General features: G+C 47.6%; 24 protein-coding genes. 17 read left to right on the top strand and 7 right to left on the bottom strand.

Annotated features, from left to right (window positions below; genetic code table 11):
• Positions 1-125: 125 nt before the first annotated feature.
• The 8 genes from JHJ32_RS12450 to JHJ32_RS12485 are packed head-to-tail and all read left to right on the top strand — an operon-like array spanning position 126 to position 6,893.
• Positions 126-878, top strand: a complete 753-nt coding sequence (locus JHJ32_RS12450) for an ABC transporter ATP-binding protein (protein WP_079717641.1) — start codon at positions 126-128, stop codon at positions 876-878.
• The gene (locus JHJ32_RS12455; protein WP_200121170.1) at positions 871-2,160 is read left to right on the top strand and encodes an ABC transporter permease; all 1,290 of its coding nucleotides are present in this window, start codon (positions 871-873) and stop codon (positions 2,158-2,160) included. The genes JHJ32_RS12450 and JHJ32_RS12455 overlap by 8 nt, the downstream gene beginning before the upstream one ends.
• A complete protein-coding gene (locus JHJ32_RS12460; RefSeq protein ID WP_079717639.1) occupies positions 2,160-2,576 on the top strand; it encodes a thioesterase family protein in 417 nt (138 codons plus the stop codon). Before JHJ32_RS12455 ends, JHJ32_RS12460 begins: the two co-directional genes overlap by 1 nt.
• Entirely contained in the window at positions 2,576-3,742 is a 1,167-nt protein-coding gene (locus tag JHJ32_RS12465) for a beta-ketoacyl synthase (protein ID WP_200121171.1), read from the top strand. Before JHJ32_RS12460 ends, JHJ32_RS12465 begins: the two co-directional genes overlap by 1 nt.
• A 2-nt stretch (positions 3,743-3,744) precedes the next feature.
• A complete protein-coding gene (locus JHJ32_RS12470; RefSeq protein WP_200121172.1) occupies positions 3,745-4,371 on the top strand; it encodes a hypothetical protein in 627 nt (208 codons plus the stop codon).
• Positions 4,368-4,622, top strand: coding sequence for a phosphopantetheine-binding protein (locus JHJ32_RS12475; RefSeq protein WP_079717636.1), 255 nt, complete (start codon positions 4,368-4,370; stop codon positions 4,620-4,622). The genes JHJ32_RS12470 and JHJ32_RS12475 overlap by 4 nt, the downstream gene beginning before the upstream one ends.
• The gene (locus JHJ32_RS12480; protein WP_200121173.1) at positions 4,619-5,833 is read left to right on the top strand and encodes a beta-ketoacyl synthase; all 1,215 of its coding nucleotides are present in this window, start codon (positions 4,619-4,621) and stop codon (positions 5,831-5,833) included. The genes JHJ32_RS12475 and JHJ32_RS12480 overlap by 4 nt, the downstream gene beginning before the upstream one ends.
• Positions 5,826-6,893: a beta-ketoacyl synthase N-terminal-like domain-containing protein gene (locus tag JHJ32_RS12485; protein ID WP_200121174.1), complete on the top strand. Its 1,068-nt coding sequence runs from the start codon at positions 5,826-5,828 to the stop codon at positions 6,891-6,893. The genes JHJ32_RS12480 and JHJ32_RS12485 overlap by 8 nt, the downstream gene beginning before the upstream one ends.
• Positions 6,894-7,075: 182 nt before the next feature.
• Here JHJ32_RS12485 and JHJ32_RS22865 read toward each other — a convergent pair whose 3' ends face one another.
• A complete protein-coding gene (locus tag JHJ32_RS22865) occupies positions 7,076-7,318 on the bottom strand; it encodes a hypothetical protein (protein ID WP_233632635.1) in 243 nt (80 codons plus the stop codon).
• Between the two features lie 619 nt (positions 7,319-7,937).
• Here JHJ32_RS22865 and JHJ32_RS12495 point away from each other — a divergent pair.
• Entirely contained in the window at positions 7,938-8,255 is a 318-nt protein-coding gene (locus JHJ32_RS12495; RefSeq protein WP_200121175.1) for a hypothetical protein, read from the top strand.
• A gap of 115 nt (positions 8,256-8,370) precedes the next feature.
• Complete coding sequence (locus JHJ32_RS12500; protein WP_079717632.1) at positions 8,371-8,631, top strand: hypothetical protein; 261 nt, start codon at positions 8,371-8,373, stop codon at positions 8,629-8,631.
• A 1,003-nt stretch (positions 8,632-9,634) separates the two neighbouring features.
• Here the strand turns inward: JHJ32_RS12500 and JHJ32_RS12505 are convergent.
• From JHJ32_RS12505 to JHJ32_RS12515, 5 genes are all read right to left on the bottom strand, one after another.
• On the bottom strand, positions 9,635-9,871 hold the full coding sequence (locus tag JHJ32_RS12505; protein WP_079717628.1) for a hypothetical protein: 237 nt from the start codon (positions 9,869-9,871) through the stop codon (positions 9,635-9,637).
• Positions 9,872-9,893: 22 nt separating this feature from the next.
• Positions 9,894-10,118, bottom strand: a complete 225-nt coding sequence (locus JHJ32_RS23195) for a hypothetical protein (RefSeq protein ID WP_370584515.1) — start codon at positions 10,116-10,118, stop codon at positions 9,894-9,896.
• An 18-nt stretch (positions 10,119-10,136) separates the two neighbouring features.
• Positions 10,137-10,697: a PD-(D/E)XK nuclease family transposase gene (locus tag JHJ32_RS23200; protein WP_370584516.1), complete on the bottom strand. Its 561-nt coding sequence runs from the start codon at positions 10,695-10,697 to the stop codon at positions 10,137-10,139.
• On the bottom strand, positions 10,694-10,846 hold the full coding sequence (locus tag JHJ32_RS23205; protein ID WP_317615101.1) for a PD-(D/E)XK nuclease family transposase: 153 nt from the start codon (positions 10,844-10,846) through the stop codon (positions 10,694-10,696). The genes JHJ32_RS23200 and JHJ32_RS23205 overlap by 4 nt, the downstream gene beginning before the upstream one ends.
• An 84-nt stretch (positions 10,847-10,930) precedes the next feature.
• On the bottom strand, positions 10,931-11,257 hold the full coding sequence (locus JHJ32_RS12515; RefSeq protein ID WP_200121176.1) for a hypothetical protein: 327 nt from the start codon (positions 11,255-11,257) through the stop codon (positions 10,931-10,933).
• Between the two features lie 154 nt (positions 11,258-11,411).
• Here JHJ32_RS12515 and JHJ32_RS12520 point away from each other — a divergent pair, with 154 nt between their 5' ends.
• The 5 genes from JHJ32_RS12520 (at position 11,412) to JHJ32_RS12540 (ending at position 14,488) form a co-directional block, all read left to right on the top strand.
• Positions 11,412-11,903, top strand: a complete 492-nt coding sequence (locus JHJ32_RS12520; RefSeq protein ID WP_139378710.1) for a hypothetical protein — start codon at positions 11,412-11,414, stop codon at positions 11,901-11,903.
• Between the two features lie 36 nt (positions 11,904-11,939).
• Positions 11,940-12,215, top strand: coding sequence for a hypothetical protein (locus tag JHJ32_RS12525; RefSeq protein WP_200121177.1), 276 nt, complete (start codon positions 11,940-11,942; stop codon positions 12,213-12,215).
• Between the two features lie 50 nt (positions 12,216-12,265).
• Positions 12,266-13,240, top strand: coding sequence for a hypothetical protein (locus JHJ32_RS12530; RefSeq protein ID WP_200121178.1), 975 nt, complete (start codon positions 12,266-12,268; stop codon positions 13,238-13,240).
• A gap of 33 nt (positions 13,241-13,273) precedes the next feature.
• Positions 13,274-13,744, top strand: coding sequence for a TlpA disulfide reductase family protein (locus JHJ32_RS12535; protein WP_200121179.1), 471 nt, complete (start codon positions 13,274-13,276; stop codon positions 13,742-13,744).
• Between the two features lie 159 nt (positions 13,745-13,903).
• Positions 13,904-14,488, top strand: coding sequence for a prolyl oligopeptidase family serine peptidase (locus tag JHJ32_RS12540; RefSeq protein ID WP_200121180.1), 585 nt, complete (start codon positions 13,904-13,906; stop codon positions 14,486-14,488).
• 222 nt (positions 14,489-14,710) lie between these two features.
• Here JHJ32_RS12540 and JHJ32_RS12545 read toward each other — a convergent pair whose 3' ends face one another.
• Entirely contained in the window at positions 14,711-15,793 is a 1,083-nt protein-coding gene (locus JHJ32_RS12545) for an erythromycin esterase family protein (protein ID WP_233632636.1), read from the bottom strand.
• Positions 15,794-16,270: 477 nt separating this feature from the next.
• On the opposite strand from JHJ32_RS12545, the gene JHJ32_RS12550 reads away from it, so the two are divergent.
• Together JHJ32_RS12550 and JHJ32_RS12555 are read left to right on the top strand one after the other, a co-directional pair.
• On the top strand, positions 16,271-16,513 hold the full coding sequence (locus JHJ32_RS12550; protein ID WP_200121182.1) for a hypothetical protein: 243 nt from the start codon (positions 16,271-16,273) through the stop codon (positions 16,511-16,513).
• Positions 16,514-16,676: 163 nt separating this feature from the next.
• Positions 16,677-17,558, top strand: coding sequence for a hypothetical protein (locus JHJ32_RS12555; RefSeq protein ID WP_200121183.1), 882 nt, complete (start codon positions 16,677-16,679; stop codon positions 17,556-17,558).
• Positions 17,559-17,698: the final 140 nt, after the last annotated feature.

Consider the following 17,698-nt stretch of genomic DNA (forward strand, 5'->3'; position numbering starts at 1 on the left):
AACGCTCACTCCGTTCACGCTCCTAGGCCAAAAAGGCAACAGCAGGAAACAAACGGAAATTTGCCGCGGCCGACACGGTGCAAAGAGGCCTGTTACTTTTGGATTTTTTACCTTATTTTCGTCCCATGGAGGAAACCATCCGCATACATCAACTATCCAAACATTATCGGGGTAGCGATCGGTATGCATTGAAAGACTTATCGCTTTCAATCAATCGCAACGAAGTTTTCGGTTTGCTTGGCCCCAACGGTGCCGGGAAAACCACCCTAATTTCCATCCTATGCGGGATGATTGCACCGACATCGGGAGAATGGTGGCTCAATGGCCTCAGCCACCGGAAAAACCGCAGGAAAATCCAACAACAGATAGGGATTGTACCGCAGGAATACGCGCTCTACCCCACCTTGAGTGCCGAGGAAAACCTCTATTATTTCGGCAGCCTATATGGGCTGTCTTCCCTCGATCTGCGGCAGCGTATCAGGGAAGGACTGCATCGTGTTGGCCTGGCGGACTTTGCCCATAAACCGATAAAAACGTTTTCCGGCGGTATGCAACGGCGGGTCAACCTATTGGCTGGCATCCTGCACCGGCCCAACGTATTGTTTCTGGACGAGCCCACCGTCGGCGTGGACGTCCAATCAAAGGAGGTTATCATGGCCTTACTGCACGAACTTAATGCGCAGGGCACGACCATCATCTACAGCTCGCACCACTTGAATGAAGCCCAACACTTCTGCACCAGGATTGCCATCATCGACGATGGGCGCATCGTGGTAGAAGGTAAGCCGCAGCAGCTCATTGCCTCTGTGGCCGGCGCTACCTCATTAGAAAATGTATTCATCCACCTCACGGGAAGCCAACTCAGGGATTATGCGTAAACTATCCGTATCGGCGTACAAGGAAGTGCTGCTCCTACTTCGGGATTGGGGTGGGCTTGCCATCCTGTTTTTCATGCCGTCTGTACTGATCATCACCATTACGCTCATCCAGGAAAGCACATTCAAGGCGGTAGGTGAATCGACCCTACCCATCCTCCTGGTGGATGAAGACCGGGGTGAAATCGGCCGGTTAGTAGCCGACAACCTGGCCGAAGCCCCCAACGTGCAACTGATCACCGAAGCGAACGGGCAACGGCTTTCACAAGCGGATGCCAGCAAATTGGTGAGCGATGGCAAATACCAAATAGCTATCGTGATTCCCGAAGGGATCAGCGAAGAATTGAACGGAAAGGTAGCGCACAATGTAGAGCGCATCTTGGGTGAATTTGAGCTAACAGCGCCTGATAGCGCTGCGCAAAGGCAACGCAGTGAGCAATGGGAAGCGAAGGAGATCATCATTTATTTCGACCCGGCCGCGGGTCAAGCGTTCCGCAACGCAACGAAAAACAACATTGAGAAGATGCTTTCCAAAGTCGAAGTGGAAAAAATATATCACGTATTCATCGATCAGATGGAACTGGAAAATGACCCGGGGCTGCTGGATGGAGAAATCATCACATTTAAGGAAACCATTGCCCAAAAGGGGGGCGACGGCATCATCCCTAACGCTGTGCAGCATAATGTACCGGCTTGGATCTTATTCGGCATCTTCTTCATCGTCGTTCCGTTGGGCATCAACCTCGTCAAGGAAAAAAACCTGGGAACATACATCCGCCTGCAAACCAGTCCGGTTTCGTACTCGGTTGTGCTGGGTGGCAAGATCGTCACCTACACCGTTATCTGCTTTATTCAGTTTGCGCTGATGTTGCTGATTGCGAAATATGTATTCCCGCTTATCGGGCTGATTGCGTTTGAACCGGGCGATCAACTTCCCCTGATGATATTGATAGCCTTTGTAGCGGGCCTGGCGGCCATCGGGTTGGGCATCCTCATTGGTACCGTGGCCGAAACGCAAGAACAATCGGCTCCCTTCGGAGCCATCTTTGTCATCATCCTGGCAGCACTCGGCGGCGTATGGGTGCCGACGTTCATCATGCCGGAAGTCATGCAAAAGGTATCTGCGTTTTCCCCCATGAACTGGGGCATATCGGCATTCTACGACGTCATTCTGCGCAATGGTACGGCTGCCGACATTGCATGGCCGCTGTTGTTCCTGCTGCTGTTTTTCGCGGCCACGCTGCTGGCTGCCATTCTCTATCACAAAAGACACCAAGCGAATTAATGACTCAACAACTCCAACATACGACTCGTTTTCGCGTACGCTTCAATGAAACCGACCCGCTGGGCATCGTATGGCACGGTCACTACGTGACGTACTTTGAAGATGGAAGGGAGGCCTTCGGGGAAGCATTCGGCATTTCCTATCGCTACATCCGGGATGAAGGCTTTCTCGCTCCCGTGGTCAAGTGCGTCTGTGAGTATAAGTCGCCTTTGCGCCACGGCGACTGGGCCGACGTGGAAACCGTATTTGTCGCCAGCCCGGCGGCGAAGATGACCTTCCGTTATACCATTTTCAATGCTGCGCGGCAGGTAGTGGCCACCGGGGAAACGATTCAAGTATTTACCGACATGGACGGCGAGCTGATACTGACCAACCCGCCGTTTTTTGCGGATTGGAAAGCAAAACACGGATTGTGATGAAAGCGGATGTATTTGTTGTCGGCGACCAGCTGGTTACGCCGCTCGGCATCGGGAGCGCCACGAATTTCGTGCAGCTGCTGGATGGACGTACAGCCATCAAGCCGGTTGCGGACACGCAGCTATCGGGCCATCGCATCCATGCCGCGCGGATTGACGAACAGGCCTGGCTTAATAAAATCAGCCGCCCTCAACGCTTCACACGTTTGGAACAGCTTTTTATCCTTTCGTTGCAAGCCATGATTGACGAATACCGGATTCCGTTGGACAGGAGTACACTGGTTTTGCTATCAACGACGAAGGGCAATGTTGCGCTGCTGCACCGTGCCTCCACTGCTTTCCCGCCGGCGCGGGTACATCTCCCGGTAATGGCGGATGAACTGCAAGGTTATTTCGGATTTGAAAACCGGTTCGTCACCATTTCCAACGCCTGTATATCAGGTGCGTTAGCCATTTCCGTAGCACGGCAGTTGCTGCGGCACCACGACGGCTATCAGCAAGCTGTTGTCATCGGCGGCGATGAAATCTCCCGGTTTATTGTCTCGGGTTTTGACGCGTTCCAAGCGTTGGCTGATGAACCCTGCCGGCCGTTTGACCGCGACCGGAAAGGCCTAAACCTGGGTGAAGCGATTGCGGGGGTTTACCTATCGAAAACCCCGGCGCGCGATGCGGTCCGCATCATGGGCGTAGGCTCATACAACGATGCCAACCATATTTCGGGCCCATCCCGCACAGGCGAAGGGCTATACCGCAGTATCGCCGAAGCCATGCGTGAAGCGGGCGCTCCCCCGCTGGATTTTATTTCGGCGCACGGCACGGCGACACGCTATAACGACGAGATGGAATCCATTGCTTTGCAGCGGTGCGGCCTATCGGCCGTCCCTCTACACAGCCTGAAAGGCTATTACGGCCATACCTTGGGAGCGAGCGGGCTGCTGGAAACGGTGCTGGGCATCCATTCGCTCAAAAACAATCGCTTAATCCCCTCTAAAGGCTTCATGCATCAGGGGACCAGCCAAGCGCTGAATATCATTACAGCCGACCACGGCGATACGGTAAAGACCGGTAAACAGCCTGATGCACCCGCACAGCCTTTGCGGACCTTTTTGAAAACGGCGTCTGGATTCGGGGGCTGCAATATTGCTACGGTATTCCAAAAAGCATAGCCATGGACAGACATCCTTATTTTATCCAGTCTTATTGCATCATCCGCAATCATACCATCGCAATAAACGGGCACCCCTACCTGGCCGTGGAGCACACTGCTCCCCTCCATGACTTTCTCCGGGCGGCCTACCGCCAGCTGGGCATTGACTACCCGAAGTTTTACAAAATGGATGGCCTCTGCAAAGCCATATTCATCGCCGTGGAACTGATGGCGCGGGCGTCCGGCCCGTTCGAAAACGACACTGCCCTTGTTTTTTCCAACTACTCGTCGAGCCACCTATCCGACAGCAAGCATGCCCAGGATATCTCCGATGAAGCCAATCCCGTAGCAAGCCCCGCCACTTTTGTCTATACGTTGCCCAATATCGCAATGGGCGAAATCAGTATCCGCCATCAATTGCATAGCGAAAATGTTTTCTTTATTTTTGACAGCTATTTGCCCGAATTCCTCGTGCCCTATGGCCACGCTATGCTGGATGACAGAAAAGCCAGCAGCATCATCAGTGGCTGGACAGAGGTAACGGCTAAACGATGTGACGTATTTTTATACCATGTTGGCCAGGCAGGCCATATACCGTGTACCGTTGAGCACATGAAACGATTATATCAAGGACAAGAAAGAAAATGAGTGAATTGACACAAGAGCTGAAAGCAAAGATCATTACCCAACTAAATTTGGAAGACCTCACTGTGGATGACCTGGACGACAACACGCCGTTGTTTGGGGATGGGCTGGGGTTGGACTCCATCGATGCGCTGGAGCTCATCGTCATGCTTGACAAGGGCTACGGCATTAAACTGGCCGACCCTAAGGAGGGCCGGAAGGTATTCGAAACCATCCAGACCATGGCGGACTTCATTGAGGCAAACCGCAAATGACCCCACCCGAACCGATAGCCATTACCGGAATGGGTGCCATCTCTGCCATCGGCGAAGATGTGGCATCCAATTTCCATTCGCTTGAGCAATCGCGCCATGGCATCGGCCGCATCACCCGGCTGGACACCTTTCATCACGATCGATTAATGGCTGGCGAAATTGACTTGAGCGACAAGGCGCTGTATGAGCGCTTAGCCATCGCTGATCACGAAGCGTACACCCGCAGCACGTTGTTGGCCCTGGTAGCAGCAAAAGAAGCGCTGGATATGGCTGGTTTTGATCGCCATGATGGTTATCGGACAGGGCTCATCTCAGCCACCACGGTGGGTGGCATGGACGCGACGGAGCGATACTATGACGATTACCTGTCTTCTGCCGAACACCGGCATTTTATCCTTACGCATCCCTGCGGATACGGTGCCGAACAAATGGCCCGATACTTTGGGGTGAATGATTTTGTCACGACCATCAGCACGGCATGCTCATCGGCGGCAAATGCCATCATGCTGGGAGGAAGAATGATCAGGGCCGGACTGCTCGACCGTGCTATCGTGGGTGGCGCGGATTGCTTGTCTAAATTTACCATTAACGGCTTCAATTCGCTGATGATCTATTCTGCCACGCATTGCAGGCCGTTTGACGGCAGCCGCGACGGGCTGAACCTCGGCGAGGCGGCTGCCTACCTGGTCCTGGAAACGGCCGGTTTGGCCGCCCGGCGACCCCAAAAGCCGCTGGCTTACCTCAGCGGCTACGGCAATGCCAACGATGCATTCCACCAGACCGCCTCTTCGGACAACGGCGAAGGAGCCTACCTGGCCATGAAATCGGCCCTTCAAGTAGCGGCATTGCACCCTGCAGACATCGATTACATCAATGCCCATGGCACCGCCACGCCCAACAACGATTTGACGGAAGGCCATGCGCTGCTCCGCATCTACGGCTCGAAGGATGCCCTACCCGCCTTCAGCTCGACGAAAGCGTTTACGGGACACACATTGGCAGCGGCCGGCGCCATCGAGGCTGTCTTTTCCATCTTGGCACTGCAACACCAAGTGGTATTCCCCAACCTGAACTTTTCGCAGCCCATTGCCTCACTGGACATCCTGCCACAAACGCAGCTGAAACATCAGCAGATTGACCATGTGCTGTCAAACTCCTTCGGTTTTGGCGGCAACTGCACCGCCTTATTATTTTCGAAAGCACATGACTAAGCCGATATATATCCATGGTAGCGGAAGCATATCCATCCAGCCGACGCACGAGCCCGGATACCGCTTTGAGGCGGTAAAAGCCTATGCGCAAAATCCTGTACCGGCCTGTGATCCCGACTATAAATCGCTCATCCCGGCATTACAGCTGCGGCGTATGAATAAAAGTATGCGGATGGCGATTTTTGCCTCCCGCTTGGCCTTGCAGGAAGCGGGGAAAGAAACCGTAGATGCGGTCATTACCGGTACAGGATTGGGCTGCTTATCGGACTCCGAGCGGTTCGTGGAAACGCTGTTGGCTAATGAGCACGAACTGCTCAATCCGACACCGTTTATCCAGTCGACGCACAACATGGCCGCCGCGGCGATCGCCTTGTCGCTTGGATGCAAGGGCTATAACATGACGTATGTCAATAATGCAAGCGCGTTTGCATCTGCTTTGCTGGACGCCGGCATTTATTTAGCCGAACACCCCGACCATACGGTCCTGTTAGGAGGCGTAGACGAACTCGGCGCGCGGACCCCACGCTTCTGGGAGCTGGCCGGATACCTGAAACACGATAACCCGGTCATTCCGACGCCACTGGCCGCATCTTCGTCTCCAGGAGAAATCGCTGCCGAAGGCGCTTCTTTTTTTGTCGCCTCTCAACAACCGACCAGCCAAACCCTGGGAAAAGTGATTGCTGGGGATACGTGCTATGAAACAGCCGATGCAGTAGCTTTCGTCAACCGCTTCCTGCGACGATACGGATTGGCCGCGGGTGACATCGATGCTGTAGTGCTGGGTTACAACGGCGACATCCGTTACGACGCCGTCTACAGCACGGTAGGCAGCACGCTGTTTGCCGCACTGCCCCACATCGGATTCAAACACATCCTTGGAGAGTACGACACGGTGGCGGGTGCAGCACTTCACCTGGCACTGCGCCTACTGGGCCAGCAGGATATTCCCCAACAGCTTTTGCTTAATGGCATCCGACCTCGCTCCCTGAGGCGCATCCTGATTTACACCCAACGGCGCGGGACAAACCACGGATTGATTTTGGTGGAGAAAGAAGGTTAATCTAATTGGATGAAGCGGCGACGTGTCCCCCCTTCATCAGTCGCCTTATGGATACCAAATGACTAAATAGGATAACAGGCACAATAAACGTCGGAAGCCAGCTAAAGGGAACGTTCAGTATGGCGATATTGGGCTGTTCAAAAGCAAACCGCTGCAAGGGAGAGGGTGCAGAAAGTTCCTGCTCACTTTTTCTTGACCACCCCAAAATAGGCGATAAGCGGCGCGGTAATTCCTGCTATGATATCAAAATTCCTGCCCTCGAAAGTCATCATTTCGGGGACGGCTCCGTTGATGAAAAGCCAGCATAAGACGACTTCCACCGGAATCCTTACCACGTTTATCATCGTTAGTCCGGCAATCGGCAGACTGTCGACAAACTCCTTACCTGTTCTTGTTAAAAATAGCACAGCAGTCCCCAAAATCATGGGCAAAATACCAAATAAAACTATCTTTGGCGGCATGGAATCCGTATCGGTGCTATAAACATATTGGGTCAAAAAGCCCTGAATAACAAGCCAGCTTATCAGAAAACGCAACACGTGTGTTGACTGTTTACGTGTTGTTGCGGCGTTAGACATGCGCAGTCCCCGGTAAAAAAAAACAATGTGGTTAGTGTGGTTAGTCCGAAAACCAATGACACGTATAGCGGCAGGCCAATTATCATATCCGCTAAAGATAAGTAACTTCTGAAAGGAATGCGATAATCAATTTAATGGGCCACCCACTCCAGAAAACTGATGAAAACAACATAGACATTTTTTGTTTTTTGCATAAATGATTGTTTTTCGAGTTGTTCCATGAAGTTGGAATAGCCCCTCTACAACTACTTTCCACAACACCTAGTACGTTTTTTGATAATATTTCTAACTCAACGATTTTGAATACTTCAACGTTCCATACTTTTCATGGCATTAACGAAAAGCAAAATGACGCAGTATTATTACTTATAAATAGCGTTGTGGAGATGAATAAACGAATTATGGATTTACTGGAACGAATTAACAGGGAGAGAGATATTTGAGGAAAATACATTAAATTTGAAACATGGACGGAATAACCGATAAAAGCGAAGAGTATCTTTTCGTGGATAACGAAAAATTTGGACAAGAGCTTTTTGTACGAAGAGAAATTGCTGGAAAGGATTGTCTAGAAATTGCGCAAGAATTTGGCATGGAAGAAACTGAATATCTTGAACTTGAAAATGGTAAGGGGAAAGTCACTACCGAGTTAATACAAAAAGCTGCCAAAATATATAAAACTGACCCTTTGAGACTTATTTCGTCGGTTCCTGGCGCCGTATTTAAGGAAATTGAGAACGCCACGATATTAAATGCATCGAACTTCATACATTTCAGGGAGTGAACGAAAAGCAAAACGACGCTATCCTGAAGCTGATTGAAAATGTGACGGAAATAAACAGCCGCGTGATGGAGTTGCTGGAAAAGAAATAAAAAGACGATTTATAAAAAAGATTCCTATGACATCCTCATTGAAAGAACAGGTTCAAAAAGGTTCGGACGCTGTGCGGGCATTACGGACCAAACGGCTTAACCAAGGTTTGCCATTCATGATTAATGTAAAGGGGATGGACAATGCGACCTGTTATCTTGAATATCCCGATGGCAGTATCCACTTGGTGCGGCAAGCACCGAATGGCACCGATTTCGAAACGATTTATGTGCTTTCGGTAGCTGAATCGAAAAAACTTAAAGAAAAACTGAAATTGGTGGATGCCTAACCTATTTGTCATCACAGGCTCTAACGGCGCGGGAAAATCGGCTTGGATAACCCTTCGCTTTCTGCAAATCGAGTACTTATCCGTGCCAACGAGGGAGGCCATTCCGTGGATTCATTGACCCTTAGAGAGAATTTCTACGGCAATTTAAGGCAGGTAAACGACCGCTTTACTTTATTTGATTCACTAAAAGTAGTCGACACGTCTGAAACGGACCATAAAGACTTGGTTGCGATAGAAAATGGGCACATAATTGATGCTTTACCCATTCATGAGCAACCGGATTGGTTACTGGTACATATGCCAACGATAGCAGCGAAAATAAGAAAGGAATAGAAAAGAGAATTTCCGAGTTGAGAAGGACTATCTCCATTAATTTGGAATACCGCAAAGGCATTGGAGGTTGAGAGATTGAGAAAAATTCTTACCCGGCTAACAAGCGACCCGGATTTTACACTCCCATGTGGTCTGGTCAAAGGGGAAACTTTTTTTGCATAAGCATAACAACCGTCCCCACTATATCATCCAAATCAGTCCGGCCATTGAACGCTTCATTTTGGAAGCTGTACAAATCCAAAAAATTGACCTGACAAACTACGGCCTCCCATCTTCATTTGAGGATTTCAAGAAAGTTTCCAAATCAACGAATAGCAAAGATGACCAACGATTTAAACGCTTATTTAGGGATTTGAAATATATGGGTGGCACCGAATTGGATGTTTTAGCTGGATGGGTTAGTTAGCTTAAAAAGAATCGATATAATATTGATTTATAAGCTATTAAACGCATTTGACTGATTATGGGATTATAAAAAGGGGCTTTGAACCTTCATCCAAAGCCCCTTTAAAAACCCTCCCGTATCCCTGCGCCGGCGTCATTAGCGAAACATTGTGAGCATCCACGAAAAACCTAACACCTGACAGATATTGCAGTACGACTTTTCTATTTGACAAAAAACCATCCGCTGATAGCGAATGGCTTTGATGCTTTATGTTAAATCAGAAAATTAAAGTTTTTCCACTTCCTCGATGGAAAGTCCCAAGCCCCTGGCGATGTCTGCAACCGGCAACCCCATTTTTTTGAACTCGGCAGCAGAACGCAGTTTTTCTTCAAGCTTTTCTTTCTCGGCTTTAGCGCGTTCCTCTTCGCGGGTTTTAGTAGTAGCCTCCTTTACGGCTTCGCTGACCGCGTAATCCAAGATAGCCTTTTTGTCCCACTTTTGTTTTAGACTGGTATCAATCATAAGGCTGGCATATTAAGCGACGCTAAAGTTTTTCCACTTTCTCCACGGGCAACTCAAGTATGTCTGCAATCATGTAGACATCAAAACCACTTTGTTTCATCTTTAAGGCTGATTTCAGTTTCTCTGCCTCTGCCTTAGCGCGTTCTTCTTCGCGGGTTTTAGTAGTAGCCTCCTTTACGGCTTCGCTGACCGCGTAATCCAACACGGCTTTGTTATCCCATTTGCGTTTCAGACTTGCATCATACATGGCGTTTTCAACTGCTTGTTAGTTTTTAACGGTGTTGAAGCTGCCTACGGCGGTTTCCTCCTTTGTTAAATTGGCGTACTCCGCCACGTTAAACAGTTTCTCGAAAATCGGCTTGCGGGTGTAGATCGACACCTTATCCATGCTGCTCATGTTTTTCAATACATAGAGCCACCTTTCGAGGTCTGTCTCCGCTTCATCCTCCGTTTTCACAAAATTAACCAATTCGATGAATATATACCCCAATCCATCGTAGAAAACTTTTCCTGTCTCCCTCTCGCTCAAACAAATATCGTGCAAATAGCGGTCGTCACCCATAGCGTCCAGCGTGAAGTCTTCCAACAAGGCTATGAGGTATACCTCTTTTACGTCATAGGCCCACTCGGAGCGGCGGCCCTTGGGTGCCTGTTCGGTGATAAGACGACTGGTGTAGAATACGGCGCGCTGCTTGAAATTGCCCTGCTTGCCGCGTTGCACCTCTATAATGAAGCACTCGCCATCATCCCCGGTACAGGTGAGGTCGAAGATGGCCGCCCCCTCGTCCTTAGTTTCGCCGTGATGCTCGTTTTTGTTGTAGGTCAAACAACGATGTTCTTGCGCCCGCGGAAAATACTATTGAGCAAGGCAATGAGCAAGTCCTTGTTGGGTTCGGTTCCGAAGAGCTTTTTGAAACCAAAATCTGTAAGAGGGTCAATGTACAAGCCCACTTTCGGTTGTTGTGGATTGGTCATAGGACAAATTTAAGATTTCCAACTTATATTTGCGTGAAACGATCAAGTCTATTAAAATCAATCATTGCTGTCCCTCAATATCTTTTAAGTGGACAGCAATGTTATGACATCATAATATTCGATACCAAGGCCGGTTTTTTCCACAAATTCCTCTTTCGGTAAAGTAAAGGAAAACATGCCGTCTTTGAGTTCCACGTACTTAGCAACCATCAATTGAATCTTCCTTATCGTTTCCTTTTTTTCGGGTGTCCTTAAACTATCTGGCGTACTTGAAAGTGCCATCAGAACGGAATCCATAGGGGGGGGGTTCGTAGCGGTGGAATCCCTGCTTTGGAGTGCCGATGCATTTCCCGTTGGCTGACAACCGTACAATACGACCGATAAAAAGAAAAGGCGAAATATAGTTTTCATGACGCGAATTACTCCCTGTAATTTTTGGCACGGCACCAGGCTCCGATGCAGCGAGTAGCGGTGTAGCGATTTCCGCCATTCATACGTTTAGAATACACACCCACACCGATTAACACCGATTAGTCAAACGCTCATAATAAAAATTGCCTGCATCATGAATAGTTTCAAAACAAAAACGTTATTCAAGGCATTTTGCTCAATCGCCGCTATCGGCATGCTAATGGCTTCCTGTTCCAAAAACGATTCCGATGTGGCCGATGTTGCCTGTTTAGCGCATCTCAATCCCGATACCCTGCGGTTTGTCGTGCTTGGTAAGGAATCGGGGGCAGACCTATTTTTCTCCGATAGCCCGGTCTATGATACCACCGAACTCAAATTGTTCAGGAAAGGGGCGGGCAGCGCACTTGAACCAGCCCATCAGGGCATAGCGGAAAACCGGGGGGACATCCATTTTTTCAGTTACGTCTATCCTGCCGACACCCTTTTCATGCAGATAGCTGACCAACCACTTGACACTATCGCTTTTACGGGGGAAGTCGTTTACAGACCGTGCCCACAGTCCCTTTTAGTTGAGGTGACATTCAATAGCGAAGCGCCCCAAACGGAAGCGCATGGAAGAATTGTGCCCCTTTACAGAAAGGAATAACGAAATGTGCCGCATACAATGGGAGGGTCTGCGGGAATGGTGGAACCGTGTGTCATCTTGCACATCCTGCCGGGCATGGAATACCGGAATGGCGACCGTTTGCTGTATATCGGCATAGCCAGGAACGGAAACGGTTTCCGGGAGCTCAACGAACTTATGACGGAAGCAAATGTCAACGGCCGCACCCTGCCCGAGGTAGCGCCAGCATTTTCAGGCGTGTTCATTTGGCTCTTCCGCTATCGACAAGAAAATTCTTGCTCGACCTCGGCAAAGGATTTGCTTTTATCGGACGACAATATCATTGAGTGGTAGGCGACAATGATTGACAATATTATTAATAAATTTGCCATAAACAGATGATAATGCGTATCACAATTAAACTATCGGTCGATTTTGCATTGTTGGCCCAGCTAATTTTTAAATCCGGACTTCTTTTTGCCCAGGATCCCGAATTGCTTAAAAAACTTGAGCAATATCCGGATAGCCTGGAGCTACATCAAGAATTCATCGAACAGTCTAAAAGCAACATGGATACGCTGATTTCGCAGTACGAAAAACTGCGGGAGAAATTTCCGGCATCCCCCACAATTCCATACACGCTGGGAAAGGCTTTATTTTATCGTAGCCATCCCGAAGCAAGGCGATGGCTCGAATACGCGTTGGAGGCTGATTCCAACCAAGCTGAAGTCTATATGCTGTACGGCATAGACGCGGGGCGCTGGGGGGACTATCAACTTGGCACGGTCTATTTAGCCAAAGCGAGTGAAATGGAGCCGGAGAATCCGGATTATGCATTTTACGAGGCCAACAGCTATGGAATGTATGATCAGGCGACCTACACGGAAAAAATGAACGCGGTAACAAGGGATTTCGCAGGCGATGGAACGGCTGCTAAGGCACTTTATTGGCTTGCGGACAAAGAAACCGACACGCTTAAGAAAATCGCCTATTACCGGGAGCTTTCGGAACGCTATCCGATTGGGGAATTCAGCTTTGCCCGTTCGGGAATGTCCGATTATTTTGATGTGCTGGTCGACAGTGACCTGGAGGCTGCCGAAGCTCTGGCCAAAGGAATCTGGGAGCAACATGCCGATAGCGCCTGGCTACCCCGTCTGCGTGGTGCTCAAAAGTTACTACGGTCGGAAGGGCTATTGAAGTCAGGAAGAACTGATGAAGCAATAGATTCCCTCAGCGTTGCGGTAGCATCCAGCATTTCCGCGATTTCGCGCAGGGCGGTCTTGCTAAAAGCCGATGCCTTTGCATCACAAGGTGAACAACGCCGTTCCATGGACGTGCTCAAAATGTTCTTTCTAGCCAATCCCGACATCGTCGTTTAAGAAAAGACGGAATCTTTGGGGGTGTCTGTCGGCATGGATAGACAGCAAGTCAAGGATTTCATAAAGTCTGCCTTATTGAAAGAGGCTCCTGCAGCTACCGATTTACGCGGCACCGGTTATGCCGACCACCAACCAATTAAACTAAGCGATTTCCGTGGCAAGACTATACTGCTGACATTCTGGTTTCCCACCTGCGGGCCTTGCCATGCCGAGTTCCCCCACTTTGAAGCTGTGTTACAAAAAATGAAGGGGCAGCATGAAATCGCATATATCGGTGTGAATATCGTACATGACCAAGATGACTATGTCATGCCATTCATCAAAAAAGGGAGTACCTCTTTCATTCCGATGAAAGATTCCCCAGATGAACGGGGGAATTTGGTCGCTGAAGCGGCGCCCACGAATTACCTTATTGATAAAGATGGGCGGATCGTGTTCAGGGACTTCCTTATCAACGACAAGAACCGGGGTCTTCTGGAGCTGATGATCTGGCTTGTGGGGTGAAGTGGATATGTTTCAATGCCGGTACAATCGCGGAGTGGTGCCTGAAAACGTTTTTTGTACTTTTGGTAACAAGGATGGCATGCTTATAAAACCACTAACTTCTAAAGAAATAGGGGCGCAATTCCGAAGAATTGAAGCGTGCCGATGAAGCGCGAGGCCGTGAAAGGAAATGCCAATGAGCTTGACCTCGCATTGCTGGAAGACAGGGTGGCGCTACGGCAGGGAAAAAAGCAAATCTATGCCAAGCTGATCAAGCAAGCAAAAAAACAACTTAAGCCGTCGGAGATCATCCTGATGGGTCACTCGCAGGGAGCCAGAATAGTTGCAGAAATGGTTCAAACCCCTGTAATAGACAAATTTGTTTATATGTCGGCCTCCCCATTAGGTAGAATGTTTTATGCGGGTATAGATTCTGCGGCGTATAATAATATTTTGTACCGTAACGATAGTCCGGATAGACTGGAGGTTGAGTTTGAAATGGGGGATTCTTATAAAACCTGGAAGTCCTATTCCTATTCGCCTATGATTTCAATAGCAAGCACGCGAAAGCCATTGTTGATTGTCTATGGGGATAAGGATAAGTCTTGTGTGCAATGTGATATGTTCCATACCCTGAAATGGAAAAATAAAAATATAACAATAAAAAAATACAATGGACTGAATCACAACTTCTTTAACGAAAACAACCAGTCTAATTGGAAAGAAGTCATTGCCGATGTTGACAAGTGGATAAAATCAAATTAAGCGCCATGGCTTTAAATTGAATTCTTATTTAATAGCAAGCTTTTCCTATTATGGGGTTTCCCCCAGCCAAAAAGAAGGAATAGACAGCTTTATGTCTGAATTTTGTGACGTGAACGATTTAGGTGACTTCCTGATAAAAGAAATGGGAATGTACATAGATAGCGACCTACGGAACTCTTATCTGAACGCCTACGTGTTAACGTCAAACTTCAAAAATGCTATCTAGTTTAAGCCTTTTGCCATATTGGTACTGTTATAAAATACTACTCCGTCAAATGCCTTAAGCAATGGTATATAAAAGAACGACTGTTTTAGTTCCGTGGCACCGATTGATCTCATGTAGGGAAATCTAGACAGCTGCTTAGCGAGATTCCTGTCATGTCGAATTTCGTTGAGATCCAAGAAAAAATTTTTTGGCTTGCATCTGGCGAAAACATACTCTATTGCATTTTTCTTTGAAGTGGCCGGGTAATGCACCGACTTTCCGAAAAAACGCACACTGCCTTCGTTAAACGTAAATGCCAACGCATAATATCGGTCATTAAAATGCTGTTTCAGGTAGTATCCCATTCGGTAGGATGCACTCAGTTTTGTGTTTGCGATATGGCCGTTGTGCGGCCATACCACCCCGTTACCTTCCGGAGCGATATTTTCGTGTATCCATATAATATTGCTGGCCATCAACTGGTCTCTTATATCCCTTACCTGCTTCGCATTCTTCACGGCCCTAATTTGAATGCCGCGCTTGAGTAGTATCGTGTACAAAGTTAATTCCTTGTCTTTATGGTTTTCGGATATTGAATCCAGTGTTTTAAAAAGCCTTTCGTTGGCGGCTTCTACAGTTTTTGATACCGGAACAGTATACTCATATGAATGTTCTTTAAAAAGGGAATCGAGCAATTTTAATTGTTGCTTTGTTTCAATATCCACGGAATAGGACGTCAGTATGTTCCGTATTCCGCGGGAAATATGGGGCACATACATGTCTATTCCATAGACAGAAACCCTGTTTACTTCTTTACAGCCCATGTTGTAAGCTTTAATGCCTTCCAGCATGTTATAAACTTCCTTTGTTTTATAGATGCCGAAAAGTCCGGATTGCCTGACGGCCTCTTTCAGATCGTTTCGGTTCGGGTCGCGTAAAAAGTCATTGAGCGCGGTAAGACCTACGTAATCACTTTCAAAATAAACTGTCTTAACGATGCCTTTTTTTATCAGGGTAAGTATAATATCCGCCTTGCCTTCAAAAAACTCCTTGGTGCCGTGAGTTGCTTCCCCCAGACCGATTATACTGTAATTCTCCAACTTGTCCGAAATTTTGGTATGATCGAATCTATCCCCGCCGAACATTATGGGGATGACGTGAGTATTTAAGCGGTCCGCAAGTTGTTCCGTGGCATTTTGGGAGACACATTCCAGACTTAACATGGCAAGAAAAAAAACAGGTAAACAGATGTATGTAGATAAGGGCTTAAACATAGGCAGCAATACTAATTGTAATAAAAAGGATTTGTTATAAAAAGCAAAATAAAAAAAAATAGAATAGTAAGCCTTCCATTTCCTGAAATCCAAGCCTGTTTCACGTTTTCTTCCGGAGGGTTTCTATAACATTCCTAATTCTTTGGGTATCCGATGTCGGGGTAGCATCGGCGTCAATAATTTGCATCAATGTGCAGTCAGCTACTTAAGTTTAAACTGATTAAACAGCGAATTTATGAAGAGACACGGGGATACGTTAAGTAAATCCTGAAAACAGCATCTAATCGGTGGCCTCGTTGTTTCATGGAGAGCGAGTCGAAGCTGGCTGCTATCGAGGATTTCATCGACCAAACACTAAAAAAACCGACCAAAGGGAAGTTGAGCATAAACGACTTCGTGGGCACCCTCTCTAAGCGTGAAGCGGATGAAATGAAAAAGGCCATAGCCGAAACCCGCAAAATCTCATTTTCCATACCGGGAATCATTAGACAAAATACCGAGAAAAAAGAGATCAAATCAGCTTCTATCATCTTATCATCTAATTAAACGGCTAAACCTACCAAACATAATGCTCCGGGATACCATATGCCAAACTTTACGATTCAAAAATAGCAAGCCGGTCCATTTACATGAATCCCGAAAATCAGGGATTTTTTTACATCGTATGCAACCTTAGTTTTGTAAAATGACATTTAAATTTAAACAAGGAATGAGAGAAATTAATGCATACCTGCTGTTATTGGGAAGTATGCTGTTAAATTTTTCTCTTGCGATCGCACAAACAACGATCAATCATGAAAATATTTTCTCCCTTCGGCATACGTGTGTAGGAATACCAGAAGACGATAAACTTCGTATCTATGCCCTTAAAAAACGGAATTGGCAGCTCATGGACAGCATCCCCCTTCCGAAAGATTACAAGGCATTGGACGGCAATATCAGAAGAGTCTACATCTTGATGGAAAACCAGATGGTGTTCCATGGCTTTTATGGCGAGCCTAAGGATACCCTCCTTTTCAGCGATAGCATAAAGATGAATGGAATAACGCATTGGATAAGGACACCCCATTCTACGGAAAAGGACATCTGGATATATGAAAATGAAAGGATAGCTGCCTATGTCAAAGACGGGGAAAAATGGCTGAAAATAGACATGTATGAACATCTTTCACGTATGCTGAACAATGAAGGTGTGAAACCTTTAATAAAAGAAAACGTTACAAGACCTTTTAAAAAACTGTATTCCTTTGAAAATGAAGCCGGCGAGCATACCGTTGCTGTTCATGATGATAAAATGATATTCTACCGTTACGAATTGCCTGCGGTGTATAGGGAAGCACGCAACATTGATTTTGAGGAAAAATATGGTCATTCGCTCCCTTCTCCAAAAGAAATGGAATTTGTACTGCAAGACGGAGCCATCACAGCTTTTGTTTACGACCGGCGGATGGTTGCCGTCGTTTTTCCGGGCTTGATACGGTTTTACCGATACGATTTCGGTCGGAAAAAATGGACGCAAATTCCGGATGTACCTGATTTGGCTTACGGCGCATGCTGCATGTACCCCGGTGGGCAGAGCAAAGCACATTAGTATGGAGGACACCACTTTCAGGGAAGAGCTGATCAGTTATTAAATGCCCATGGAAATAGTGGATTTATTGGTCAGTATGGCAAAAGGAATCAGGTCGGGTGAATTTTCCTATATCGATAATACACTTGAAAAATTGTCGG

This window comes from Parapedobacter sp. ISTM3, from assembly GCF_016533505.1.
Taxonomy (GTDB): Bacteria; Bacteroidota; Bacteroidia; order Sphingobacteriales; family Sphingobacteriaceae; genus Parapedobacter; species Parapedobacter luteus.